The organism is Rhodococcus sp. FG69 (genome assembly GCF_057808915.1).
The window spans coordinates 78,790-104,048 of sequence record NZ_JBMDIX010000011.1 but is presented as its reverse complement, the minus strand read 5'-3'; the positions used below and the strand labels follow the sequence as shown (position 1 = coordinate 104,048).

General features: G+C 61.4%; 25 protein-coding genes. 12 read left to right on the top strand and 13 right to left on the bottom strand.

What is annotated here, in order from left to right:
* Nucleotides 1-439: 439 nt before the first annotated feature.
* From ACODSO_RS11025 to ACODSO_RS11015, 3 genes are all read right to left on the bottom strand, one after another.
* Nucleotides 440-691 (bottom strand): hypothetical protein, encoded by a 252-nt coding sequence (locus tag ACODSO_RS11025; protein ID WP_489037039.1) that lies wholly within the window; start codon nt 689-691, stop codon nt 440-442.
* Between the two features lie 234 nt (nt 692-925).
* On the bottom strand, nt 926-1,429 hold the full coding sequence (locus ACODSO_RS11020; RefSeq protein WP_489037038.1) for a DUF8608 domain-containing protein: 504 nt from the start codon (nt 1,427-1,429) through the stop codon (nt 926-928).
* Nucleotides 1,430-1,612: 183 nt separating this feature from the next.
* A complete protein-coding gene (locus ACODSO_RS11015) occupies nt 1,613-2,674 on the bottom strand; it encodes a S1 family peptidase (RefSeq protein WP_489037037.1) in 1,062 nt (353 codons plus the stop codon).
* 409 nt (nt 2,675-3,083) lie between these two features.
* Here ACODSO_RS11015 and ACODSO_RS11010 point away from each other — a divergent pair, with 409 nt between their 5' ends.
* Nucleotides 3,084-4,433: a Fic family protein gene (locus ACODSO_RS11010; RefSeq protein WP_489037036.1), complete on the top strand. Its 1,350-nt coding sequence runs from the start codon at nt 3,084-3,086 to the stop codon at nt 4,431-4,433.
* 1,406 nt (nt 4,434-5,839) lie between these two features.
* Nucleotides 5,840-7,366, top strand: coding sequence for a hypothetical protein (locus ACODSO_RS11005; RefSeq protein WP_489037035.1), 1,527 nt, complete (start codon nt 5,840-5,842; stop codon nt 7,364-7,366).
* A 227-nt stretch (nt 7,367-7,593) separates the two neighbouring features.
* Here the strand turns inward: ACODSO_RS11005 and ACODSO_RS11000 are convergent, their stop codons facing one another.
* The 3 genes from ACODSO_RS11000 to ACODSO_RS10990 all read right to left on the bottom strand — a co-directional run bounded on the left by ACODSO_RS11000 (nt 7,594) and on the right by ACODSO_RS10990 (nt 11,273).
* Nucleotides 7,594-8,157 (bottom strand): hypothetical protein, encoded by a 564-nt coding sequence (locus ACODSO_RS11000; RefSeq protein ID WP_489037034.1) that lies wholly within the window; start codon nt 8,155-8,157, stop codon nt 7,594-7,596.
* Between the two features lie 593 nt (nt 8,158-8,750).
* Complete coding sequence (locus ACODSO_RS10995) at nt 8,751-10,583, bottom strand: hypothetical protein (RefSeq protein ID WP_489037033.1); 1,833 nt, start codon at nt 10,581-10,583, stop codon at nt 8,751-8,753.
* 288 nt (nt 10,584-10,871) lie between these two features.
* Nucleotides 10,872-11,273 (bottom strand): nuclear transport factor 2 family protein, encoded by a 402-nt coding sequence (locus tag ACODSO_RS10990; protein ID WP_489037032.1) that lies wholly within the window; start codon nt 11,271-11,273, stop codon nt 10,872-10,874.
* A gap of 642 nt (nt 11,274-11,915) precedes the next feature.
* Here ACODSO_RS10990 and ACODSO_RS10985 point away from each other — a divergent pair.
* Nucleotides 11,916-12,053: a hypothetical protein gene (locus ACODSO_RS10985; protein WP_489037031.1), complete on the top strand. Its 138-nt coding sequence runs from the start codon at nt 11,916-11,918 to the stop codon at nt 12,051-12,053.
* Between the two features lie 106 nt (nt 12,054-12,159).
* On the opposite strand, the gene ACODSO_RS10980 is transcribed toward ACODSO_RS10985, so the two are convergent.
* Genes ACODSO_RS10980 through ACODSO_RS10965 form a run of 4 tightly spaced genes read right to left on the bottom strand, consistent with a single transcriptional unit; the run spans nt 12,160 to nt 14,981 of the window.
* Nucleotides 12,160-13,581, bottom strand: coding sequence for a carboxylesterase/lipase family protein (locus ACODSO_RS10980; protein WP_489037030.1), 1,422 nt, complete (start codon nt 13,579-13,581; stop codon nt 12,160-12,162).
* Nucleotides 13,578-13,886 (bottom strand): alpha-L-rhamnosidase C-terminal domain-containing protein, encoded by a 309-nt coding sequence (locus ACODSO_RS10975; RefSeq protein ID WP_489037029.1) that lies wholly within the window; start codon nt 13,884-13,886, stop codon nt 13,578-13,580. Before ACODSO_RS10975 ends, ACODSO_RS10980 begins: the two co-directional genes overlap by 4 nt.
* On the bottom strand, nt 13,879-14,331 hold the full coding sequence (locus ACODSO_RS10970) for an alpha-L-rhamnosidase-related protein (RefSeq protein WP_489037028.1): 453 nt from the start codon (nt 14,329-14,331) through the stop codon (nt 13,879-13,881). The genes ACODSO_RS10975 and ACODSO_RS10970 overlap by 8 nt, the downstream gene beginning before the upstream one ends.
* Nucleotides 14,328-14,981 carry a TetR/AcrR family transcriptional regulator gene (locus tag ACODSO_RS10965; protein WP_489037027.1) on the bottom strand — a complete coding sequence of 218 codons (654 nt, stop codon included), beginning with the start codon at nt 14,979-14,981 and terminating at the stop codon, nt 14,328-14,330. The genes ACODSO_RS10970 and ACODSO_RS10965 overlap by 4 nt, the downstream gene beginning before the upstream one ends.
* Nucleotides 14,982-15,086: 105 nt before the next feature.
* Between ACODSO_RS10965 and ACODSO_RS10960 the strand changes: the two genes are divergently transcribed.
* Nucleotides 15,087-16,565: an MFS transporter gene (locus tag ACODSO_RS10960; RefSeq protein WP_489037026.1), complete on the top strand. Its 1,479-nt coding sequence runs from the start codon at nt 15,087-15,089 to the stop codon at nt 16,563-16,565.
* A gap of 71 nt (nt 16,566-16,636) precedes the next feature.
* Nucleotides 16,637-16,936, top strand: a complete 300-nt coding sequence (locus tag ACODSO_RS10955) for a hypothetical protein (RefSeq protein ID WP_489037025.1) — start codon at nt 16,637-16,639, stop codon at nt 16,934-16,936.
* Between the two features lie 365 nt (nt 16,937-17,301).
* On the opposite strand, the gene ACODSO_RS10950 is transcribed toward ACODSO_RS10955, so the two are convergent.
* Nucleotides 17,302-17,886, bottom strand: coding sequence for a TetR/AcrR family transcriptional regulator (locus tag ACODSO_RS10950; protein ID WP_489037024.1), 585 nt, complete (start codon nt 17,884-17,886; stop codon nt 17,302-17,304).
* The gene (locus ACODSO_RS10945; protein WP_489037023.1) at nt 17,879-18,715 is read right to left on the bottom strand and encodes an alpha/beta fold hydrolase; all 837 of its coding nucleotides are present in this window, start codon (nt 18,713-18,715) and stop codon (nt 17,879-17,881) included. The genes ACODSO_RS10950 and ACODSO_RS10945 overlap by 8 nt, the downstream gene beginning before the upstream one ends.
* 167 nt (nt 18,716-18,882) lie before the next feature.
* On the opposite strand from ACODSO_RS10945, the gene ACODSO_RS10940 reads away from it, so the two are divergent.
* Genes ACODSO_RS10940 through ACODSO_RS10925 form a run of 4 tightly spaced genes read left to right on the top strand, consistent with a single transcriptional unit; the run spans nt 18,883 to nt 21,189 of the window.
* Nucleotides 18,883-19,236 carry a PadR family transcriptional regulator gene (locus ACODSO_RS10940; RefSeq protein WP_489037022.1) on the top strand — a complete coding sequence of 118 codons (354 nt, stop codon included), beginning with the start codon at nt 18,883-18,885 and terminating at the stop codon, nt 19,234-19,236.
* A 2-nt stretch (nt 19,237-19,238) separates the two neighbouring features.
* Nucleotides 19,239-19,619 (top strand): DUF1048 domain-containing protein, encoded by a 381-nt coding sequence (locus ACODSO_RS10935; protein ID WP_489037021.1) that lies wholly within the window; start codon nt 19,239-19,241, stop codon nt 19,617-19,619.
* Nucleotides 19,616-20,428 (top strand): ABC transporter ATP-binding protein, encoded by an 813-nt coding sequence (locus ACODSO_RS10930; protein ID WP_489037020.1) that lies wholly within the window; start codon nt 19,616-19,618, stop codon nt 20,426-20,428. Before ACODSO_RS10935 ends, ACODSO_RS10930 begins: the two co-directional genes overlap by 4 nt.
* Nucleotides 20,425-21,189, top strand: a complete 765-nt coding sequence (locus ACODSO_RS10925) for an ABC transporter permease (RefSeq protein ID WP_489037019.1) — start codon at nt 20,425-20,427, stop codon at nt 21,187-21,189. Before ACODSO_RS10930 ends, ACODSO_RS10925 begins: the two co-directional genes overlap by 4 nt.
* Before the next feature lie 178 nt (nt 21,190-21,367).
* On the opposite strand, the gene ACODSO_RS10920 is transcribed toward ACODSO_RS10925, so the two are convergent.
* Nucleotides 21,368-22,012 (bottom strand): TetR/AcrR family transcriptional regulator, encoded by a 645-nt coding sequence (locus ACODSO_RS10920; protein ID WP_489037018.1) that lies wholly within the window; start codon nt 22,010-22,012, stop codon nt 21,368-21,370.
* A 131-nt stretch (nt 22,013-22,143) separates the two neighbouring features.
* On the opposite strand from ACODSO_RS10920, the gene ACODSO_RS10915 reads away from it, so the two are divergent.
* The 3 genes from ACODSO_RS10915 to ACODSO_RS10905 all read left to right on the top strand — a co-directional run bounded on the left by ACODSO_RS10915 (nt 22,144) and on the right by ACODSO_RS10905 (nt 25,256).
* Nucleotides 22,144-23,514, top strand: a complete 1,371-nt coding sequence (locus ACODSO_RS10915) for an oxygenase MpaB family protein (protein ID WP_197480580.1) — start codon at nt 22,144-22,146, stop codon at nt 23,512-23,514.
* A 138-nt stretch (nt 23,515-23,652) separates the two neighbouring features.
* A complete protein-coding gene (locus ACODSO_RS10910; protein ID WP_231912324.1) occupies nt 23,653-24,393 on the top strand; it encodes an MlaE family ABC transporter permease in 741 nt (246 codons plus the stop codon).
* Nucleotides 24,393-25,256, top strand: a complete 864-nt coding sequence (locus ACODSO_RS10905) for an ABC transporter permease (RefSeq protein WP_068369157.1) — start codon at nt 24,393-24,395, stop codon at nt 25,254-25,256. Before ACODSO_RS10910 ends, ACODSO_RS10905 begins: the two co-directional genes overlap by 1 nt.
* The last annotated feature ends 3 nt before the right edge of the window (nt 25,257-25,259 follow it).

Genomic DNA, 25,259 nt, shown 5'->3' with positions numbered 1-25,259 from the left:
CATGCGAAAACCCGATCTTCAAAGAACATGATCGCACCCGTTGCAAGCGCTTGGTGCGTTACGCAGGTTCGACTGAACTCACCGGCGAAGGTCTGAGGCGGTAAACGATGACAATCGCCTCTGCTCCAGAGAGTCTCTAAATGGAGTCGACAGTGAAACCCGAGGCGTCGAGTCAACTTGAAAAGACGGTGAGCCACGCTGCTGCAGTGCAGGTGCCCCAAGGCCGGCTGCCCCCTTCCCGGGGTCCTAGCGCGTAGGTCTGCAGCTTCGCTAGGAGCTATTGGGCGCAAACCGGCGTCGTGGACGACCATGCGAACCACCATTGGGTCCACAGTTATCAGCGCTTTGACGTGCTTGGAGCACGGTGAGTGTTCGTCGTCTTCGGCCGACGGCCAGCCGTCGAGAGGGAAGAGCGCGCCGGTGAGCTGCCGTCCGACTCCTATGGTGTCGATCGGGGGCTGCTGTGGTCGATGATGTCGGCGTCGTCGACGAAGACCAGCGTGCCCGCATCGGTCGCAACAGCCCACCGATGAGGCATGGCCCAGTTTCGGCCAACTGCGTCGCCGGTGAGGGTGTAGTCGGCGAAGTCCTCGATCAAGGTGCCGGACGTGACGCGACCGTCCGGCAGTCGAACCTGGACGGTGTCACCAGCAGAGGGCTGTTGCGTTGTGACATCTACCGATTCGTTCATGTCCGTATTGAAACAGATCGAGATGTGCCCTTTGCGCGCCAACCCCACGCACCCTCACTACCCCACCCGGGCTACGCCGCCTTGGTCCTCGTGAGTTGCCACATTTCCCATCCACTTCGTCGCCAGGAGTAGCTCGCTCAGCTCGGGGTGGTCGCGCTTGAAATCGGACAGCCGCTCATCGAGCGGAAGACGCCCCTTGTACCTGTGTTCCGGTGGTTGGCAGCCCCCGCTCGGTCAGCAGCTCCTCGCCCCCTTCCTCAGAGCGGTCATGGCAGCAGCGGGGTCCGGCCACACCAACGCATCCACTCGCCTCAGCGCCTGATCCACCGATACCGGGTATTCCGAGTGGTGATCGAACACCTCCACCGGGGGATAGAAGTGCTTCACCTGGAGGACGTCAACCTCGCTACCCCGGTAGTGGCCGTCATCGTCGACGCCGAACCGCACATCCACCGCCACATCACCCACGGTGTGCACCACACCGCGACAATCCCCCTGATTGCACTCCAATGCCACCGAAAAGATTCCTGTGACGTCGGCTGGGTTCATAAGCTCGTATCGAGCCTGACTCAGTGGATGGTCATACCTGACAGCGTCGCAAATTCGACCATTCTTCTCGGCCCGCGGCACTACGAGGACACCCTGATTGCGCACCGGACACTCGATCGATGGCCATGACGACGCGTTGAACCACCCGTTCGTTAGAAGCTGCGAGACAAACGTTTCACGGAGACACATTCCTTTTGCTCGAGGACCGACCATCATAGGAAGCAGAAGCACGAAACACGCAGGCCCTAACGGTCCCACCGCACCGCCGCCTCTGTGGTCTGGAACTGTCGATCCCTGCCGGTCGAGAAGTGCAACGCCAGTCGCACGAGTAGAAGCTGCGATGCGACCCCCCAAGCAGCTGAGCCAGCAGCCTCAGCCTCGAAGTGACTGCCACAACTCCACATTCAGCAAATCTGCATAGCCCATATCCACCAATGCCCTTTGAATCTCGTGAGTCGGTACGCCCGCATAGAATGGCGACTCCAAGCTCTTGTCCGTCCGCAGCTCTTGGGCGACGATACCGACGACCCTCCCGTCGGCCGCGACAATCGGACCGCCACTGTTACCCGGCCGAGCAACCGCGGAAAACAGCATCAAATTGTTGCCCGCGTAGTCCATAACCTCCGGATTCACCACCCCACCCGAGTGAACCACCAAAGTCCGCTCGCGAGTCATCGGTACCGGCGGATAGCCGAAAGTCCACACAGAATCGGACCACTCCGGGTTTCGGAACGCCATCCCTCCGGTCAACCCGGGAGCACCCTCCAGCCCGGCGACCTCGACAATCGCCACGTCCAATTCTTTGCCTGGACTATCGACTGCAGAGTGACTCCGAATATCGGCGATTTCCAGTCGGGTCGTTGCAACCGAAGCGACTTCTGCCGTCGGCGGAGCGGCCGACGACGTCTCAACGAACTCCACCGACATGTCGGTCACCACATGCCGATTGGTCAGAACATGCCGATCATCGAGCAGCAGACCCGTTCCCGCAGTCTGACTACCATCGCCTGTTGTCCCCACAACGGCCACCGTGGCCGGCATGAAAGACTTGATTACGAACTCTGGCCCCAGGCCGCGAGCAAGCCACAGATCGCCCCCTGCCTGAGCCTTCGTGATGCCACCGAATCCGGTATGGAAGCAGTCACCCCACGGCGGACCGCCTGAGCCCTGCATCCGATTCAGGAAGCCTGCCCGTGTAAGCTCGTCGGCAATCGCAGCGATCTGAGTGCCGATGACCCATGGATCCTCGACCAGCTCGACGGCCTTGGCGTACTGCATAAATTGGTTCAGAGAGAGCGGCAAGAAGACCTGCTCAGGGTTCGGGTCGCCCAACGCAGTCTTGATCTTGTCGGCCTTGATAGGGAAGAACGCCTCCATCATTTCCTTTGCGATCTGGAGCCGGACGCGAAGCGGTAACCTTGCGTGCGGAGTCATCTTCTGCGCCATCGAATAGATCCAATCGTCTTCCCCGACCCGACCCCAGTGTGCCTTAGCCCAGCGCACTCAACGCCCGACCACCCCACCCGCGAACAGCCCTGAAACCGGCACCAGCTGCGCGTCCAGCACTGAGCACAAGCTGGAATCGCTCGTGAAAGTCAAAGTCTAATAATTTTTGAGGTTCACTGGGTGTTGCCGGTGTCGTCGACCGGGCCTGCGCAGGCTGTGTCCTCTGCGGTTCGCGGGACCAACGTCAAAGTTCAACAAATTTTGAGCTTGAGTGTACATTCAAGTCAGAGTCAAACTCGAAGAAACTTTGACTTTCGCTGTACTATCGACGCCACGCCGTGTCGAAACGTCAAAGTCCAGTGCGTTTTGGCTTTCGTTGGGACTTGAATGAGAGGCCATGAAGACACCTGCACCTCCGCCACCGTTCGCTGACTTGTTGTCAACGCTGCGCGGAGACATGGACCGGTTCATGACAGTCATGATGTCGGGGGAGGATCTCGATGACCGCGACTACCTGGATTGGGACAAGCTCCGCTACAAGACCCCGCCGGACGGCATGACCCATGAAGAATGGTGGTTTGCCCTCAAAATGAGGCGCAGGTCGATGCTTCGTCCAGTGCCCCTCAAGCGGATCGATGACTTGTCCTTGAGCTATGCACTGCCCGACGAACTGCTGCGGGCACTTGACGAGGTCTCCCAACGTGCCAGCGGTCAGATCGCACTACCCGACGAGGTGATGAATAAGACAACCCGTGACAGGTATGTCATTCAGTCGCTGGTTGAGGAAGCGATCAGTTCCAGTCAGTTGGAGGGTGCTTCGACCTCCCGAAAAGAAGCAAAGCGGATGCTAGCTTACGGGGAGGCTCCAAAGAACCGGAGCCAGCAGATGATTCTCAACAACTATTGGGCAATGCAGCGCGTGCGGGAGATTCAGCATGAGCCATTTACCCCAGAGCGGATATGCGAGATTCATCGCATAGTAACTGACAAGACTCTGGACAACCCCGAAAGTGCTGGAAGAATCCAAGAAAACCCCGATCCGAACGATCGGGTCAAGATCTTCGATGAGGAAGAGAACGTTTTACATCGACCACCGCCGGTCGAGGAATTGCCAGCTAGAATCCGGGCGTTATGCGATTTTGCTAATGGCGATTCCAAGACGGATCCTTATATCCCGCCGGTTGTGAGGGCTCTAGTCATCCATTTCATGATGGGATATGACCACTACTTCGAGGACGGGAACGGCCGGACTGCCAGGGCGTTGTTCTATTGGAGCATGCTCAAGCAGGGTTACTGGTTGACCGAACATCTAGCGATTTCGAGGATTCTCAAGCAGGCACCTTCGAAGTACGCCAGGTCTTTCCTCTACACCGAGCAGGACGAGGGCGACTTAACCTACTTTCTGATCTACCACCTGCAAGTGATACAACGTGCGCTGGGGGAGCTTGATGAGTACTTAAATCGAAAAACGCTGGAATTGCAGCGAGCTCGCACATTGCTGGCTCGCGGCCCTGGCGGGTTTAATCACAGGCAAGCCGCCTTGCTTCAATCGGCAACCAGAGATCCGTCGAACTATTATACTGCGGAGTCGCACATGAACTACCACTCGGTGTCTAAGCAAACAGCTAGGAATGACTTGTACGACCTGGAGCAGCGGGGATTGCTACACCGGACGAAGATAAGTCGGCAATTTGCCTGGGTTCCAGAACAGGAATTGCTGAAGATACTTGAAGCCGAGTCGGTTTAAATGCGAGGTAGGCGTGTGCATCGTCGAGGCCATTATGGAAATCGAGGAGGTGGAACCCCACACTTGCTTGCATCCGTTGCGTCTTGGCTCAGACTCGCGATGGTGCATAAAGTTTCATCTGGCGTCGGCGGGAGCAAGTCCGCACCGAATCCGGCCCCGTTGTGACGAACTCGGGCGGCACGTCTGCGGCTTTCGGATTCAGTTACCAGTATCTTGCGACGGCGACCTTCGTCCTGAACTGGCTCATCGACAATCCGGATCTCGATGTCGACGCTGTCGTACTGGAAGTAGAGCCGCCGTTCTCGGGAACCGACCCAGACAGCCCGGACGATGACATCGTGGACTTCGCACTTCATGTTGGGGGCGTCGAGAGGTTCCGTGTACAGGTCAAAGCGTCCAAAGATCCGAGCGCTCGGACTTTGGCACCCGCCGAGGCACAGCGAGTGTTCGATCGTCTCAACGCGATCAGGCATGACGGGGAATCCGTGCTGCTGACCAATCGTCACCTCGGTCCCACAATGACCTCGGCATGCTCTGCGCCGACGAAAAACGAACTTGGACTTCTCTTTTTCTGGCCTGGTGGTGCAGCCAGCAGTGGCCCCCGTGGCAGGCAGATCGCGGTGTCGCACAACCAGCGGGAGCTTGAGGCGTACTTCGAGAAATCGATCAGGAAGGTACGGCAGGACAAGGACCTGAGCCAGGGCGTTGTGTCGAGTCGAATGGTCGGTACGGTCCTCAGACACCTAATTTTCGACGCCGCAGCCGGGAACCGCGATCGGCAGATCTCCGGAAAAGAAATTCTCGGCACACTTACAATCCCCGACGCACGCATCGCGCACGCCGCAGGAGCCTTCGATTGGGGCAACGCGGAGTCTCAAGTACCCAACGTTCGCTCGTCGGTGCCTCGCCTCGACGTACTCGACGAAGTGGGCGCAGCCTTGGAGGTCGCCGATCGAACGCCTCCACTGGCGGTCCTGACCGGACACACTGGCGTCGGCAAATCAACAGTCGCCAGCGACTATTGCCACCTCAATCACAACCGGTACGAGACTGTTCTATGGCTCGACGCCCGCGACGGAGGGTTGTTACGAGCGCAGATCCGTGACTACGCTGAACGACTCACAGGACGGAGGGTAGACCCCTCGGCAAATCCCGCCGGCCTGATGGCGGCCGCGCTCGCGTCGCATCGCGGCCCGTGGTTGCTCGTGTTCGACGGCGCGCCCGGGCGGGGCCACATCGAGTCGTTCATCCCCACAATTGGGCACGGATCAATCTTGGTCACAACGACGAACAGCACCGGGTGGTGGCCAACTGCACGCATCCACGAGGTCACCTCATTCACTAGCGCCCAAGCACTCGAATGCTTCGCCGCCTACGCCGATATACCGCCCCGGGACATACCCGCAGTGGCGGGCACCATCAATACGATCGTTGAGCGGCTTGGCAAGATACCGCTGGCCGTGAGTATGGCTGGGTTGTACTTCCGGAACGCTCAGAGCGATCTCGCAGAACTCGTACCGAGCTATTTCCGCACATTGGAGGCCCTCGACGACACTATTGCGATTCCGCCGGGCTTCGACCGTACTGCGTTCGCAGCCGTGTCGACGGCAGTCGAGCGCATCGGCGATGGGACCGGCTCTCCTTACATACGGAACGCTCGGATATTGGTTATGACTGCTTCGTTCGTTGCGCCGGAGATGATCCCGTTGAACCTGCTGATACCAGCCACCACCGATCCCCTTCGAATCGATATGGCGGATCTGCCTCAGCCCGTACGTGCTGAGCCTGCAGTCTCCCGCGCGATCATTACACTCCTCCGGACTCAAACGATTGCACACCGGACCGTCGGCGACGCCTCGACGGGAGGAAGCGATCTGAGTTCGGATTGCATTCAGATACACCCTTTGATTCACGAGATCGTCCGCACCAAGTACATAGCCGACGCGCCCGAAGGTGCGCTCATGAATGCAATGACCGCGTTGTTCGGCCACCTTATTCCCTGGCTTGGCGTGATGAGAACGTCGAGTTCGTTTCTGGCGCTCGAGCAGTTGCGAGTACACGCTGAGGCCGCCCTTTCGTACATCGAAGAGCTTGAACCTCTGAGCTACGTTGCAACGCAACAGCGGAAGGTCTACCTCACTGCCAAGGCCGGCGTAATAGGGGAGGTAGCAGCCTGCTACGCCAACACCGCCCGGATGAGTCAGTCCAGCGAGCTACTACAGAAACTGGTGGTGCTCTACCTCGGCGAGTTCCCAGGCGAGGAATGGGCGCAGGTCTTCGCAATGAAACACGCGGCGGACATGCTCAGCGATCTGTCATCTGCTTCGGTAGAACCGCACAACCTGCACCAAGTTGCAGAAAAGACTTTGCCGATGATGCTGCATCTGGAGCAGCACGGCACCGACAGCACGAAAGAGATGGTGTACGCGAACGTACATCTAGCTCTGCAGTCCGTGACACACGAGCACCAATATCGGTCGCACGCCGGGTTGGATCAGCTAGCGTCCGGATTTGGTGAGATCGCCGATCGGGACCCGAAGAAGGAGTCGCGGCCCGAGTGGTTGATGCGTCGGAACAATCGATTCATCGCTGCAGGAAACTACCAAGCAGTCTTGGACTCTCTGGAAAGTTTACGTTCGGTCATCGGACTGGTTAATGACATGGTCACCTTGGACGCTCTAGAAGTGACCGCACTCATCAAGACCGGCCGACTGGACCGAGCATTCGAAAAGCTCAAGGTCTTCTTGGCCTTCGAGTTGGTTGCGAATCATGTGGTGCTGAGTTATCGAGACGGCCTCGGGCGAATTGCCGGCGCGTTGCGACATCTTGAGAGCCCGGATGATCAGGAGCGGGCCGAAGAATACCTGATGCGAACGGTGGGTCGTTTCACGGCGGTCGAGCGAGAAATTCAAGCAGCTCAATTCGGCCAATGATACGCGATGCGTGCATGCACAAATCGGGTCTGGCGTGGTGGGCCAGGATGTCGAATTGTTAGCCTTGCGCTCAAATTTCGCTTCCTCCTCAGGCCTGTGGTCCAACTCCTCCACCGGCGTACACCTCGATTGCCGAAAGACCGCGTCGGTAGTCGGCTATCGCGGACCGATGTCCTTCAAGGATCTCAAGTCCTTTGCCCGTTGACTAGCCTTTCTCATCGACATACTCACACATCTCGGTTTTCGGCATGACGCAATGCTTCGATCAGCAGGAGCCTGCAGAACAGCCAACCGGTAATGAAACCCGCAGTTAATCCGGCGATTATGAGCGCGCCGACGAAGGCGGATGAACCCGATTGAGTGAACCCTCCCGGATTTGAGTATTGGCCCTGTGTACTGGACGCAGAACCGCCCGAACCAGCCGGGGTTTTGTTCGGATTCAAGTCCGCTGAAATCTGTTTCGTTAGGCTGTTGAAACCTTCTGCAATCGAGCGAAATTGAGTCAGTCCAATACCTATTATGATCGTAGTCAACCAGTCGCTAACCTTTTCCAGGTTCGTGTTTGCGAGGATCCGGGCGCGAATATTGTCCGAACGCTTTAAGTTTTGCGCATCCGACTGCTCGACACGCGGTATCCCAAAGATGAAACCAACGAGCCCTCCTGTGAGTTGAGCTGCGCAGTAAATAATGCTCATTACCGAGAACGCGGATCCCACCGTCGAGTAGAATGCACAGAATATCAATCCGACGGAGAGGGAGAACGCGGTCCATGCGAGCAGTGCCGCGCTCATGGCCCCCACTGTCCCCGTATGCGGCGGTAGCACAGTCGACCAGAAATTTTTCAGAATGCCCGGTGGCTTCGGACGATTCAACAGCCTGCCGTGAAGCTGCGGTTTGGCCCTTCGGCTCTTGACTCGTGGACGGTCTGCGGTCGTTCGTCGAGGGCGTGGTGAGGGCGGACGGCGGAGGCCGGAACCAGGGAAGAACACCTGAGAATATGTTTTCCTCATTTGGAGACCCTTCAGGTGGAAATACAGCCCGATTGTATAGCTCAATCAAAAAATGGTAAGACTCAGTGAGCATCCTCGAAGCCAAACGGTAAATTGCGTTGCCGACTAGTTTTCAAGCAGGGTACCTAGGAAATTCATTAGTGACTATAGATAAGCGCTAGGATTCGGTACTTTTATTGGCCAGTCTCGGTGGACGGATCCATCCTTGGTCTCGACTGGCGACAGTCGGGTCAGCTATGGAGGGTGGGTGTCGGGGAAATACGGAAACCCGGCGGGTCAGTGTGGCAGGGAATCCACCGACAGCGAAGTCGAGGACCAGCGGCGTGGGTGAGGTCCTTTGCGTGCCGCGGGTGTGTCGATGGAACACGGCTTGGTCAGGACGATCTTGGGATGTTGATAAGCAGCGAGTCGTCGCTTCGCTCAAACGATGACTCCCCGGCCGTTGAGGTAACGAGGCACACATGACCATTGAGCGGAAAGACCCCGCCGCGCCGGTGTTTACGGCGGAAGTTCTTCCATTTCTTCCAAACGGAGGGGTCGGAAGTCATCACGGCGTCGACGGCCGTGACCCACCCGGGCTGCCGACATGCCATCCCTAAGGCAGCGGTGACGTCACCCGACACACCCGTTGCGGGTTTCTCTGCCGCCCACCCAGCTTCCTGCCGGGTGTAGAACTCGTTCAACGCCTCGCATGAGTGCCCAATCAGAATGCTGGTGTTTTCGTCCGCTGAGTCCAGAATGCTGAGGCGAGACAGAAGGTAGGCACCAAGGGTGTCGGCTTCAGTCAAAGTACGGGCCCGCGCCGAGTGCATCTCGGCACGTCTGCGTGCATAGTGATGAAATGCCGATGGGTCCGTAAGGATGTCCGAGTTCATCAGCAGGTCCGTGAGGGACACCACCCATGTCGGCCGATTGACGTTGCCTGCGACTGCTAGGCCGCCAGAAGCAAACGGGTCGATCCGCTCGAAGGTCACGATGATCGCGGTGCCGCCGGCGACGTCAGGGAGCAACTCGACCGCCCGCCCTTTCTCCGTGGGTGCGAACTTGCGGCCGCGTTGATCGAGGATGTAGCTAAGAGCGCGATCGGTTTGGTCGAGCGCCTTGCTCAGGATGGTCTTGATTTTCGTGTCGACCCGGCTCGGGGCGCCCCGTCGCCCCGGTTCCGTCAGTGCGATCGCCTTCGCCTCGACGACCAGCGGCCACTCGGTGCAGACGAGGGAATCGATTTCACCGTGTTTACCAGCGGCTAGGTTGTAATGCTGCGTCGAGTACACGTTCGCCTGACCGAAAACCGTCCGAAGCGCGGAGGTAACAAGGCGTTCGTGCGCGTCCTGACGGTGCTTGAAGTACTTCTTTGGGTCATAGTTTTTGCGTGTTGTTTCCGCGGCGAGGCGGCGGTGGATACCGGCTGATAACGCCCACGGGTCCGGAACGAGGTAAGTGAGATTGCCTAGTCTGATGCAGGGGTGCGTGCGTGCCCGGTTCAGGTCACTGGGTGCCCGGAAAGCCGGTTGGCAGCCGTATTCGGTGGAGAAGAAATCCAACATCGCAGTGATTTGCTCTGCGTCGATTCCTGTACTCGCGGCGACGTCAGCGGGTTTCCACAACGTAATTGCGTCTAACGCCTGTCGCATCACCTGCACCTCGTCGGGATTGATCCCGCCGGTGTTCAGTGCTTCGGCCATTGCGTTGATCCCCGCCGAGTACATCTCACCTATCGATCGGGTGTGCAATCGCGTACACCGGATCACATCCGCCGGATCGAAGCCGAATGCGTTCACGTAATAATCTCGGTGTCTCCCAAATACCTCTGAGTCCACGCGTTCGAGATGAACTGCGTAGCCAGGCATCCGGTCCGTCTGGTACTCCAACTGCATTTGCTGCAGGAGAAGCTCACGTTCCGAGTCGGAGCCGGCCTTTTCGATGGTTTGTGCAATCAAGCGCAGCTGCTCGGCTTCGAAGATGTCGCTGATCAGTTGCGTCACGCGGTGCATGACTTCAGGTGGAGTGCCCGCGTCGCCAGTGTTAGTCATGGACAGTGCGACGCCGACTAGGTACTCGACTTTTGCCGCCCACGTCGACGTCGTGTTGCCGTCAGCGACGCTCTGCGTGCCTGGTGACCTGACTGTCATGGCGGGTACAACCACTGCTTTAATGAGCTGGGTGATGTCTCGACCGACCATCAACCCGCGAAGTTCCTCGATCATGGCGGTCGAGTCAGTCGCCTGTTCGGATAACGCTCCTAGTAGTTCGTTGAGGATTGCGTCGCGTTCGGGTCCAGGGGGCAGCGACGTTTGCACTGTCTCGGACCCGGAAGAGCTGGCGGTGACCTCGAATAGTGCATCGATGTTGGGGGAGCGGTTCTCTGGGAACCCACCAAGCCTGGCCATAGCATGATCGTAGGTGTTGCATGTGACAAACAGTCCGGTCGCCGGGGACAGTGATGTCCGCAACTGTGAATGCGCGAGTTCGATCGAACATCTCGCGCTGGCCGGTCACGCTACCTTCTGCAATGCCCCATTGACGGCGAACGACGTTATGTACGAACCCGAGTCGCGTGTCGAGCATGTCCCAACGTAGTTTCCGATCGCGTGTAGTTCCGCTGTGGGTTCGACCTGCCATCGGGTGTATCGGCATCGAAATCGAACGTCGTCGCCGTTGGTTTCGACGATGAGGTTGGTGATCAGGTGCCGGCTGAGCGGTGCGGAAGCGAACAACCGAGCGTAGTGCGTCCTGATGCCGTCACGGCCGACGACGTCGGTTCCTGCGAAGTGGACTACGGCTCTGTCCAACAGGCTGGCGACTGTCTTTGCGTCGCGTTCGTCTGCCGCTTCGGCGTAACGCCCGAGAAGGTTCTCGATCTCATGCCGCGCGTCCGCTGGAGGCAGTGCGTTCACAGTGACCACCAGTCGAGCCGGGTCGTGGCCGGGTGGAGCGCATGGCAGAACCGTCCGATCGAACCCGCGCTCCACAGCATTTCGACCGACCCACAATCGCGTCCCTGAAAATTGCGCCGCTGCTTGCGGGGAATCAGTTAACTTTGGCAAAGTCTGTCGACGCCAGGCTCGGTGTCACGAGCGTGTCACATGTCGGTACGAATGGACGTGGATTCGGGTGGTCTCGCCTGGACAAATCACACAGGTCAGAGCCTCTGTGGTGGTTCCATGCGGACGTATCTGGTTGTCTCGCAACATACTTGTAAGCGAGCGGTCAACGGTTCAATCCCGTTAGGAGGCTCCACGAGACGGCTCCGACCACGTGAAGTGGTTGGGGCTTTGTCGTTTGATCAGCTGGGTGGCGTTGGTGGGCAGTCTGTGTGGCGAACAGGCGTCGCCCGAGCGCGGGTTGCATTTCAGGGCCCGGATCCTGCTGCACACTACCGTCGAGGATCGACGGAGAACCGTCGAGATCGGACGATAGTGTGCAGGCAGGTCCGGCGGGCCGTCCCCGACTCTTGCCAGGGTTTTCGAGTTGTCGATCTGTGGGCGTCGATGCCGGGCTTGGTGAGAGTACGACGCCATCGGGCGGGGAGTCAGAAGTTGCTGAGGCCCGCTCTCGGCCATCAGATCGGCGCCAGCTGGATGCCGGGCTTGGACACGGCGGCGGCCGGCATCGCTGTTGCGGCGCACGGCGGCGACGACGTTGTGGTGACGGGTGTCAGTGCAATCCGGATGTGATGGCCGAGATCGCGGAGGCTCAGAAGATGCGAACGACGTTGACGCGGAAGCAAGTTCGGTTGCGCATCAGGCGTTGCCTCTTAGCGCGAACACTCGCGCAGTGTGCTCACAACAGGTCCAGCCCGACCGTACGGCGCTGGGAGACCGTGGTCGTCTCCGCGTCGAACAGGCGCGTCTGACGGTGTGCATCGAACGCCGGCCAACCCGGGTGACCCGTCTGGATGAACCGGACCCAGGCCGCGTGCATCTCCGTGGCAAGCTCGTTCGGTGCATCCGGACCCGCCATGCGCAACGCCTCACCGTCGTCGAGACGGTCGAACACGAATCCGAGCTCCATCGCGTGGGCAGCGCGAAGGTCGCGCACCGGGCTCTGCCACGCGAATTCATACAGGAAGGTCGGCACGGAGCGGACGGTGGCAATGCGCGTTGCCGGGGCGCGCAGGATCACGTCGGTGGCAAGCTGTCCGAAGATTTCGCCGGTCGAGGCTTGTGGCCACTCCGCGCGGTAGGCCCGCACAACTCGACCGGGGATCCGCAGCGCGAGACGTGCAACGAAGAGCTTGAATCGGCTGATGCCGGCAAGCGCCTCCGGCGTGAACCACAGTCGATACTCGTCTGTGTTCGTGCCGATCAGGATTGGCGTGTCGATCTCCGACAGCACCTCGTGGGGTGAGCGCGGCAAGCTGTCCGCATCGATCGCGAGTTGAAAGCCGGGGGCGCCACCGAACGGCGCGGATCCAGCGGACTGCGTCCTGCGTGCCTCGAGGAGCTGCACGGGGGAGAGGGCCGCGAACGCATCCCTCTCCGCGCGGATGCCGAGCTGTGTGGCGAGCTGAGCGGTCACCCTCCCCGCCTTCTTGGCCGATTGAGCCTCGAGCGGACCGGATTGAACGATCGCCTGAGCGATGAGCGGCCTGGAGTCGTCGCGTGCGAGGAGACCGGACACGAGGGTGCCGCCGGCAGATTCGCCCATCACGGTGATCCGGGTCGGGTCGCCCCCGAACACGGCGATCTCGCGATGCACCCACTCGAGCCCTGCCGCAGCGTCACGCAGACCCAGGTTTCGCGGTGCCCCGTCGAGCACGGAGAAACCCTCTGCGCCGAGGCGATAATTGATAGAGGCGAACACGATCCCGGCACGAGCGAACTTCGAGCCGTCATAGCCCTGGAGGGCTGCGGTGCCGCGTTCCAGAGCCCCACCATGGATCCACAGCACGACAGGGGCACCGTTCGCGTCCTCCGGCGCCCACACGTTCACCGTGAGGATCTCGTCTCCGTCGATGGTCACGGTGCCGAGCAGCTCGCCGATCGCACCGGGGTAGGCGAGCTGCGGTGCGGTAGCACCGAACGAGGTCGCCTGGCGCACGCCGTCCCAGGGGGCGGGGGGCTGCGGTGCGCGGAATCGATTGTCGCCGAAAGGCGCAGCGGCGTAGGGGATGCCCTGGAAGCGTCGAATGCCATTCTCGACGGTGCCCTCGAGCGTGCCCGTGCCGATCGTGACCTGTGTCGCGGAACTCGTGGAGGTCATCGCAGCGTCCTTTCCAATCGATGCAGTCCAGGGGGAAGCGCCTTGCGATCTCCGCCCCATTCCACCGATGACGGCACCGGGGTCCGGACGATCAGCAGATCCTGCTCCACTCGAACCTCGATGTCACCGTGCGGCGTTGGGATGAGGGTATCGGCCCACTCGAGATCTTCCACGTGCGGTGCGATCCTGACGGCAGCATAGCCAGGTGCCGCGGGCGTGACACCGAGAGTGTGCACAACGACATCTCGCGCGACCGTCGCGGACCAGCCGTGGCAGTACGAGCCGCCTTCCCAACATTCACGCATCGCCGTTGGGCCGGAATCGAGGAGACGAGTCCATTCTCGGTACCGGGGGAAGCAGATCGCCGCCGAGTGCCGCGACTGCGTCGTGGACGAGTGCCCGGAAGAAGGGTTGGGGATCGACGCTCTGATGGACCACCGAATCTCCGGTCCACGCGCGCTGTTCTCGAGTCGGACAGTCCAGGTAGGCGTCGACGGCGCTGAGGTCGACAGTTCGCAGCGAGACGTCGACGATCCTCTGCAGTTTCGGATCGCTGCAGGCGAACCGTGCCCCGTATCGAGGACGATGCACCTCGATGATCTCGGCTCTGAGGAGTTGGGGGAGGGTGCCGGAGAGAGATGACGCGCTGAAGACGAGGTAGCGGCCTCCGACGGTGTCGAACGGTTCGTAGACCGTCTCCCCGTCAGCGAGCACGACCTGCAGTGGCGCGGCTCGTCGAGCGGATGTCAAGGGCCGGAACCCGTCGCCGCCTCCGCGGCCTCGGCTCGGCTCAGTGGCGGGGGTGCGCCGACGTCGACGGGGGTTGCACTCGGAGTGCGCAGCCCGTCGATCATCATCTGCAATGTTCGACGCCACAGTGCGGGGTGGGCGTCGCCGCCGAAGCTTCGAACCGCCTGGACGGCAGTGAGAACGAGAACGAAGTCGCTGGGCGCAAACGACTCTCTGAGCCATCCCGACGCCTTGGCCCGATCGGTCAGGGTCTCGATCGGTGCCTCTATCCGGGACATGATCGATCTGTCGGCGCCCGCATCTTTCGCCCCGGACAGCAGTAGTTCACGCAGGCCCTTGTTCTCGGCAAGAACTGCGCACACCTCGACGCAGTGGTTCAGGAATGCGGCACCGGCGTCGTCCTCGGCCGCGGCGCGTTCTGCCATGGCAACCATCTGATCGGCCTTCTCGGCAAACAGTGCCGCAATCAAGGCTTCCTTGCTGCCGAACCGCCGGTACACGGTCCCGACTCCGACGCCGGCGCGGTCCGCCACATCCGCCATCGACACCTCGAGGCCGCGTTCGGCGAACACGTCCATCGCGGCGGTCGAGATTCGCTCGACGTTGCGCGCTGCGTCCCGCCGCAGACCGGGATTCGTGTCGCTCGTCATCACCGCAGTCTACCAATCCGGAATGACATCGTCCGTTTTGTGGTTTAGTCTGTGATCGAAGCGGACGAACCCATTCCGTTTAAAGGTTGGAGCGAAGGACGGATCATGACGAACAAGAGAACGCGGGTCGACGGCAACACTCGGTGGTGGGTTCTCGGAGTCCTCGCGCTGACGCAGTTGGTGATCGTCCTCGACGCGACCATCATGAACATTGCGCTGCCCGAGGCTCAGAAGGCTCTGGGATTCGATGACAACGGCAGGCAGTGGATCGTCACCGCCTACTCGTTGACCTTCGGTGGACTCCTGCTCGTCGGGGGTCGCGTCAGCGACCTCTTCGGACGCAAGCGGTCCCTCATCGTGGGCCTGGTCGGCTTCGCTGCTGCATCCGCCCTCGGCGGGTGGGCACAGAGCTTCGAGGTTCTCGTCGCCGCACGCGCAATGCAAGGTGTGTTCGGCGCGCTTCTCGCCCCGGCAGCCCTGTCTCTGCTGACCGTGACGTTCGCCGACAGCAAGGACCGCGCCCGCGCGTTCGGCATCTACGGCGCCATCTCCGGTGCGGGCGGTGCCGTCGGCCTGCTCCTCGGCGGCGTACTGACCGAATACCTGTCCTGGAACTGGTGCCTCTACGTCAATGTCATCATCATCGCGATTGCCGTTGTGGGTGCAGTCAAGCTCCTACCCGCCACGGAAGAGTCGACGGGGGACAAGCCCCGCCTGGACATCGTCGGAGCAATCCTCGTCACCACCGGGTTGTTCTCTCTCGTCTACGGCCTGGCCAACTCCGAGACCAACGGGTGGACCGACACCTGGACGCTCACGTTCATCGGAGCGGGAGTCGCGCTGCTCGCCGCATTCGTTCTCGCGCAAACAAAAGTGGCGCACCCCTTGCTGCCCATGCGGGTGTTGCTCGACCGGTATCGCGGTACGTCCTACCTGGTGATGGTGATTTCCGCGATCGGCATGTTCGGCGTGTTCCTGTACCTGACGTACTACCTGCAGTCCCTTCTCGAGTACTCCCCGGTGGTCGCCGGTGCCGCCTTCCTTCCGATGGTCGCTGCGCTCGCGATCACTGCGTCGACGATCGGCAAAATCACCTCCCGCGTCACTCCCAAGATCACCGTGGGTGTGGGACTGGTCGTGGGAGCGGCCGGAATGGCGTTTCTCACCGGCATCGAACTGACCAGCAGCTACGTCGCCGATATTCTGCCCGGATTGCTCCTGCTGGGCGTCGGACTGGGAGCGGTGTTCTCCACCGCCATGGGGCTGGCGACCCTCGGGGTCCGGACCGAGGACGCCGGCGTCGCCTCGGCCACCGTCAACACTGCGCAGCAGATCGGTGGTTCCATCGGCGTCTCGTTGCTCTCCAGTTTCGCAGCCACCGCGGCAGCGAACTACTACACCGACAACGGTTCGAGCGGCCTCGATGCCGAGGCTCTGGCACGAAACGCCGAACTCGCCAGCTACCACACCGCGTTCTGGTGGGCATCGGGCTTCTTCCTCGCCGGCGCTGTCGTGGCCGTATTGCTCTACCCCGCGAAAGCGGCTGTGCCCGAACCGGATGCTGTACGTGTCCTTGCGCATTGATCATGTCTTCGGCGCCAGAAACTGCTAGTGCGTTCCCAGGCTCAATGCCTCTAATGCAAAGGACCAGATCGATGCGACAGTGGTTTCGTTGGCGCGCGCTCCGCAGGTTTGTCGTGCTTCGCCGCGATCATCACCGATTCGAGACGGTAGAAGTGATTGCGGTCGATCTTGTGAATGCCGGTGACGCATTCGGAGTCGACTGGCCCGACGACGAGATGCGCTGCCGTCGCCGTCTGCGCTGGCTCGGCTACCTGCCGCGCGACGACGGAGAGCGCGAACACGCACTCGCACAGGGGATTCTGGCCGCCACCCAACGACGCAATCAGATACGCAGAGTATTTGGCGCATCGCGATGCCCGTCCAGTCACTGACGGGCGCCGGTAGCTACGTGTCGACCTTGGTGGTCCCCGGCTGACCAAGCGTGGACAAAGGCGTATTGCCCACGCCTGTCTCAGCATCGCGGTAGGCACGGGTCATGAAGACCTAGGTGGCTGGAACCTTGGCTGTCTGATTGGTTGGCCCGCGTTTGTGGGCAGGTGTGCCCTTCAGCGAATCGACGGGATTCCGCATCTTTCAAGAGTATCGGGCAATCTGTGTCGCGAACAGGCGTCGCCCGAGCGCGGGTTGCATTCAGGGCCCGGATCCTGCTGCACACTTCCGTCGAGGATCGACGGAAAACCGTCGAGATCGGACGATAGTGTGCAGGCAGGTCCGGCGGGCCGTCCCCGACTCTTGCTCATTGTTGAAGTTGTCGATCTGAGGGCGCCTGGAGTCCGCGGTCGATGAAGCCGATGATCCAGTCGAAGCTGTCGTCGATGTCGGTGCTGACCTGGAAGCCGCCGGCTGTTTCGAGAGTGACGAAGCCATGAAGCTGGCTGCGCAGCATTCGTAGGGCGTGGATCTGCTGTGCGGGTTCGATGCGGTAGCCGTGCAGCATCGCGCCCCAGGAGTCCATGACTCGATTGGCCGCTGCGATGAGCGGATCATCGGGGCCGGTGATCTCGGCGGCATTGCCGGCGGCGTAACGGCCCGGGTGTTCTCGGGCCCAGACACGCATTGCTCGCGCTCCGGATTCGAGGGCATCGCGGCCGGCCCGCCCTTGGATGGCATCGCGAATGGCGTCGGCGAGTTCGGTCATGGCCAGCACGCCTATTCGGTGTGCGAGGTCGGCCATTCCGTCGACATGTTTGTACAGCGAGGGTGGTTTGACGCCGAGTCGCTCGGCGAGCAGACCCATGGACAGGCGCGCGAAGCCGACCTCGTCGGCGAGTTCGGCGCCGGCTTCGGTGACCGACGATGGCGCGAGCCCAGCCCTAGGCACGGGCGAGAGTCCGAGTCAGGAAAGGCAGCGCGAGCGCTAGTGTCTGCTCGGGCGCCTGAGCGTGTGGGTAGTGGCCGACTCCGTCGAGAACGGCGAGCTCTCCGAGGCCTGTCGGCAGGTCGGCGATGATCTTCTCTCCTTCGGCGCGGGGGTCGGCCCAGTCGGGGTCCGCGCTGCCCTCGACGACCAGGACGGGGCAGCGGACGTTCTTCAGCTGCTCGCCGGCGTCGGTGGGCTTGGACTTGCACATGGCTTGAAGGGCCTTCATCCTGCCCGGCTCGCGGAGCGTGTCCGTGATGCGGTCCAGTTCGACATCCCAGTCGGCCGGCTTGGTCGGGTACGCCAGGTCGAGGTACTTCTCCCAGGCTTTCTGGCTGCCCGTCATCACGGTCTGTCCGAGCAGCATGGTTCCGCTGCGGTAGCCCTTGTTCGTGAGCAGCCCACCGACGGAGTAAGACACCGCGCGCGTGAACGGCGCCAGCTCGATGACTCCCGTGATCGACTCGGGGGCGGTGGCGGCGGCAATAGTGGCGGCCCCGCCGCTGATCGACTGGCCGATGATCACGGCCGGCCCGCCCAGGTGACGCACGAGCGCCACCAAGTCGCCAGCGATGTCGGTGCGGCTGTACCCGTCCCATCCGAGACTGGATTCACCGCAACCGCGAAGGTCCACGTTTGCTACCCGGTACCCAGCCGACACGAGTGCAGGCGCCAGGAAGCGGTAGGAGTGCCGACTGTCGCCGATGCCGTGCGCAAGGACTACGAGCGGACCCTCCCCGGTCAGGTCGTAGGCGAGCGTGTTCCCGTCGATGCTCAGGTGTTCGATCATTTCGTCTCCAGATCTGAGTGGCTAATTGCTATAGCTAAAAGCTAATGCACATAGCTTCCGAAGTCAACGCTCTCATTCGTTTTCAGTATTTGGTGTTGCTATGTACCGGTACCTAGTGTTACTTTTTCCGGTAGTCAGCAACACTGAGTAGATAGGGGAGTGGTCCGATGGGCAGCCAAATGACGGAGATGCTCAAGGGAACGCTCGAGGGCATCGTGCTCGCGATCCTCTCCGAACGGCCTGCATACGGCTACGAGATCACGTCACAGCTAAGGGATTTGGGCTTCACAGAGACCGCGGAAGGCACGGTGTACGCGCTGCTCGTTCGGATCGAACAGCGAGGCTTCGCCGATGTGGAGAGGGTCCCCTCCGAGAAGGGGCCACCGCGAAAGGTGTACGCGCTCAACACTCAGGGGCGGGAACAGCTCGCCGAGTTCTGGAGGACATGGAGCTTTCTCGGAGAACGCATCGACCAACTCCGCACCACCGCTGATACCGCGCAGAACGAAGGAGAGAAGTGATCATGGCCGCCAAATGGATCGAGGCCCTTACCGGGTCGATCGAGCAGAAGAAGCACTACAAGCTGCACATGTCGCGCATCGAGGCCCTCCCCGAGCCGTACCGCAGCGCCGCGAAGGCACTCAACCGGTACTTCATGTACTACGGATCCGTCTCCGACGGCGAACTTCTCATCACGATGATCAGAGATCACGCCGACCTTTGGGAACGCGCGGCGATCGACGGCACCCCGGTGCGCGATGTCGTGGGCAACGATCCGGTGGAGTTCGCCGAGGAGTTCGTCCGCGCCTATTCCGACAAAGAGTGGCTCGACAAGGAGCGCAGTCGTCTGACGAAGTCGATCGCCGCCGCCGCAGGCGAGAGCGGACAGGAGTCGAAGACATGACCATCGACGCGACCGTCGAACCAGCAATACGGGTGCAGGGGATCAGGAAGTCCTTCAAGAATCTGCACGTGCTGCGGGGCGTCGACTTCGACGTCCAGGTGGGGAGCATCTTCACGCTCCTCGGCTCCAACGGCTCCGGCAAGACCACCCTCGTGCGGATCCTCTCGACCCTGCTCACCGCCGACGCAGGCACCGCCGTCGTCCACGGCTTCGACGTCGCGACGGACCCGAACGAAGTGCGTCAGGCGATCAGTCTGACCGGCCAGTTCGCGGCCGTCGACGAGGTGCTCAGTGGCCGGGAGAATCTCGTGCTCGTCGCGAAGCTTCGTCACCTGAAGAATCCGAGTGCGATCGCCGATGACATGCTCGCCCGCTTCTCTCTCACCGAAGCGGGGAGCCGAAGGGCGGCGACCTACTCCGGTGGCATGCGGCGCCGGCTCGACATCGCGATGAGCCTGATCGGGAATCCCCCGATCATCTTCCTCGACGAGCCCACCACAGGGCTGGACCCACAAGCGCGAATCGAGGTGTGGCAGACCGTCAAGGACCTGGCACAGGGCGGCACGACGGTGCTGCTGACCACGCAGTACCTCGACGAGGCCGAGCAGCTCGCCGACCGCATCGCGATCCTGCACGAGGGCACGATCATCCAGAACGGCACCCTCGCCGAACTCAGAAAGCTCCTCCCATCCGCCACCATCGAATACGTCGAGAAGCAACCCTCACTCGAAGACGTCTTCCTCGCCCTCGTCGGCGACACGGACAGGACCGGCGACGGCTCGGTAGCCGCTGACAAGGAGCACCGATGACCACCCACGTCCTCAGCGACACCGGCGCTCTCACCGGTCGATCGCTGCGTCACATCGTCCGCAGCCCGGACACGATCATCACCACAGCGGTCACCCCGATCGCGTTGATGCTGCTGTTCGTGTACGTGCTCGGCGGAGCTATCGACACCGGATCCGACGAGTCCTACATCAACTACATGCTCCCCGGTATCCAACTCATCACCATTGCTTCCGGCATTGCCTACACCGCGTACCGTCTGTTCCTCGACATGCAGGGAGGCATCTTCGAACGCTTCCAGTCCATGCCCATCGCCCGCTCCAGCGTGCTCTGGGCGCATGTACTCACCTCGGTGGCCGCGAATCTGATCTCCGTCGCGATCGTCACCGGTGTCGCTCTGTTGATGGGATTCCGCACCGGAGCGTCAGTGGGTGCCTGGCTCGCCGTCGTCGCCATCCTGGCCTTGTTCACCCTCGCGCTGACCTGGGTCGCCGTGATCGCAGGACTATCGGCAAAGACCGTCGACGGTGCGAGCGCCTTCAGTTACCCGCTGATCTTCCTGCCCTTCATCAGCTCGGCGTTCGTGCCCACCGAATCGATGCCCGGACCTGTGGCCTGGTTTGCCGAAAACCAGCCCGTAACCTCGATCGTGAACACCATCCGCGCCTTGTTCGCGCAGGAACCTGTCGGCAGCGACATCTGGATCGCCATCGCCTTCCTCGTCGGCATCTTCGTCCTCGCCTATGGCTTCGCGATCGCGATCTACCGCAAGAAGATCAACTAGAGGCCCCGCATCCCTGCTCGCCGGTGACGAAGTCGTTGTGAGACAGCTGATGTCGAGCATCGAACGGAACAGAGAGATCTGGTTCCGCACGCTCGATTTCGGCCTCCACGGCACCGCCCCGGAAGTCGAGAGCATCCTCGACGAACCCCAGTGACGATGAGGGACGGCGCGCAGTCGGTCATCGATCCGCTACGAGAGCCGTGGCGGCCGGTTCGCGGTGGGTATCGATCCATGCGGTCAATGCATCACCGGCACAGGCGATCAGACGTTCTCGGTTGAGACCGGGTTCGCGTTTGACCCCGATTCGCATCGCCGCAGCGAAGCCGACCGTCACGCCGATGTAGGACAGTTCCGATATCTCCGTATCGGATAGATCACTGCGATGGTAAGCCAGAAAGTGTCGGGCGAGCCGCATCAGTTGGCCTTCCACTTCGGGGAGGATGTTTCCCTGCAAGCCCATCGGCACTTCGTTGGCGAGCGCATTGATGATCGCCTCGTTTCTTTCGACCGCCTCGACGAGCAGTGTGAACAGTTGCCGGACGGCAACCGACTGGTCGAAGGAGAGCGACGTGGTGACTGCCGCAGCGAGCTCGTTGGTTATCTGCACGCTGGCGCGGTCGCGAAGTGCGGTGAGCAACTCGTTCTTGTCCGCAAAGTACCGGTACACCGTGCCGATGCCTATACCCGCCTCGGCGGCGATGCGATTGGTGGTCAAACCGATGTAGCCGTGACGGATCAAAAGCTGAGCAGCAGTGTCGAGGATCTTCTCGATCGTCGCGATCGAGCGTTGTTGAACCGGTTTGTAGCGCGCTGAACTGCTCATTTGTCTATGGCAACAGTTCGTTGAGCTCGTGTCAATAACCGAGTTGAAACCGAGCAGATTTCAGCTCTAGGGTTTCGTATGATCTCGGTCACATGGTTGGCCGGCTCCGGACGAACAAGGGAGACGAAGCTGTGTCGACATCGATGTCGCGTCCTGGCCGAGGCCCCGTCGCCGCGCCCCCCGCGCAGGACTACTACTACCGCCCCGGCATGCCGCTACGGCCGTGGCCGCAGCGATCGACCGAAAGTCACGAGCTGTGGGACGTGTCCCGCAGTCGCTTCGTCGAACCGATGGTTCCGCGGGATCGGTTGTCGGCGCCGGGCCCGCTGATCGGCTTGGTGGCCGACCACCAGTGGCAGGGTGACGAACTGATGGACGACGTCGTGCGCGCATTTCGCCGCATCGGAATGTCCGACGGCCGCCGGATGCTCGAGACCGCCCTCGACGACGGGATCGACGCCGTCACCGATCCACCCCCGGAGCTCGTGCGGCTGTTCGACAGTCTCGACAACCCGCCCGCCTGGCACGATCCGGAGCGGTGGGAACGTGGGCGCCAACTGTGGATCAGCGCGTCGTTCGCCGGCAAGACGGGGATGGCGGTGATGGATGCACTGGCGACGTTCGTCGGCAACGACGTCTCGACCGCCACCGGAGCGACGCGGCGATTCATCAACGACTACCAGCGTCGAATGTTCGAGAGCTACACCTGGTTCTGGAACGTCACCAGATCGAGCGCCATGGACCGTTATTCGCCGATCTTCAAGGACACCGTGAAAGTACGGCTGATGCACTCTCAGGTGCGAGCCGGACTCCGCAGGTCCTGGGAGCCATCGAATTTCGAGCGAAACGGCTGCCCGATTTCCTGCACCGCAATGCTGATGGGTGCTATCTCCTTCGGTCTTCTGCCCATGCTCGTCGATCAAGGGCACGGCCGAAAGTTCTCCCAATCCGATCTCGATGACGCATGGATTCACTGGGCGTACATCACACACGTTTTCGGTGTCAGTGAGGACGTCATTCCAACCACAGCGGACGACGCCATCGAGATACTCAACTACTACCTGCCTTACACCGGTGGGCCGACCGAGGCGACCGCGGAGATGTCCGGGGCGGCTGCGGTCACGATGACCGATGAGCACGGCCGGCTGACCCTACGGGGTCGATCGACGGTCAAGCCTCTGCTCGGCATGATGGCCTACTTCGGCGGCGAACCAGCGGTGCGCGCCCTCGTCGCCACCACACCGGCACACGACATCGCGATCGCTCGGTGGGTGCGGGCCATCGGCGCAGTGGCCACGTTCAACGTGTGGCTGAACAGAGTCTCCGATGTTCTGCCGTTCGCCGACACCCGCCTGCGTCGGCGCGCTGCCAAAGGCGATCGCTTCTGGCGCATCAACGTGCTCACCTCCCGTGCCGCCGCGAAACGCAAAGGAATTCTGACCACCCCGTACGACCACCACGATGCAACACCGTCCACTGAAGCGGGTTGCCCGATTCGGTGACTACGCCGTCTCTGTCCGTAGGCGTTATCCGGTATATCCACAAGCTCGACGAGAACGGAGGTGGTCGTGGTGTCCGCCGTATCGACTAGCCACCCGCCGAGCGCCATCTCATCGAGCGTCGGCACCTTCGGCCGGACCATGCGGATGGGTGCCGAGGCACTCTCGTTCGGGCTCGAGGATGCTGTGCGGCTGCGGTTCCAGTGGCGAGAAACTCTGTCCCAGGCCTGGTTCTTCATCACGGTCACGGCAATTCCCGGTGTTCTGATGGCTGTTCCGTTCGGCGTGATCGTCTCGGTTCAGGTCGGAAACCTGGTCCACGAACTCGGGGCGAACTCGTTGATCGGTGCGGCCGGTGGCCTCGGAGTGATCAAGCAGGGTGCGCCGATGGCGACCGGGCTCCTTCTCGGCGGTGCCGGTGCCGCGGCGATCGCGGCCGACCTCGGCGCTCGAACCATCCGCGACGAAGTCGACGCTATGCGGGTAATGGGAATCAACCCGACGCAACGACTCGTCGTTCCGAGAATTGCAGCGATGCTGGTCGTGGCCCCTCTGCTCAACATCTTGATCATCGCGGTCGGCGTCGTCGCCGGATATATCGTCGCCATCGGGGCTCTCGACGTCACATCCGGGAGCTACTGGGAATCGTTCGGCGCATTCACCACCTCGATCGACGTGTGGGTATCGCTCGCGAAGTCGCTCCTCTTCGGATTCCTGGTCGTCATCGTGGCGTGTCAGCGCGGGATGGAAGCGAAAGGCGGGCCTCGCGGCGTTGCCGACGGCGTCAACGCAGCCGTCATTTTGTCCGTCGTGTCGATCGTCGTGATCAACACCGCGATCACCCAGGTGGTCACGATGTTCTTCCCGGTCAGGCTGGCGTGATGACGGTCTCGACCTACACTCCGCCGCTACTGCGGCCCTTCGTCTGGCTGCGTCGCACCGTCCGTCCGATGGCACCGATCGACAATGCGGGCTTCGTCCTGGTATTCGCATGGCAGGTTCTGTCGTCGATTCCGTTGACGCTGAAGAAGTATCGATCGCAGACGATGCTTCAAGTGACCGACATGACCTGGGGGCGCGGTTCGGTGCTCGTCGGCGGCGGAACTGCGGTGGTGATGGTCGTGATGGGGGCGGCCGTGGGCGCATCCATCGGCATCGAGGCGTACAGCGCATTGAACCTGGTCTCGCTCGGCCAGCTCAGCGGTGTCGTTTCGGCTTTTGCCAATACGCGCGAACTTGCCCCGATCGCTGCAGGAGTCGGCTTCGCAGCTCAAGCGGGATGCCGGATGACAGCCGAAATCGGATCGATGCGAATATCGGAGGAAATCGACGCCATCGAAGCTCTCGGTGTGCGGTCGGTGCCGTTCGTCGTCACAACCCGCGTCATCGCCGGCGTCGTGGCCATCGTGCCGACATTTCTTATCGCACTGATCGTGAGCTACCTCGCCTGCGGTGCAGTCGTGGTGACGCTGCACGGCGCACCCAGTGGGGTCTACGACCACTACTTCACCCAATTCGTCGCGAATTGGGACGTGGTTGCGGCGGTCGTGAAGGTGACCGTGTTCGCCGTCGCCGTCATCCTCATCCATTGCTACCAAGGCTATTTCGCCACCGGAGGCCCCGAAGGCGTGGGGACAGCATCCGGGCGCGCAATTCGTGCCAGCCTGGTCGCGATCATCAGCCTCGACATGATTCTCACTATCGTTCTGTGGGGCCTCACCTCCCCTGTGACCTTCTCCGGATAGGAC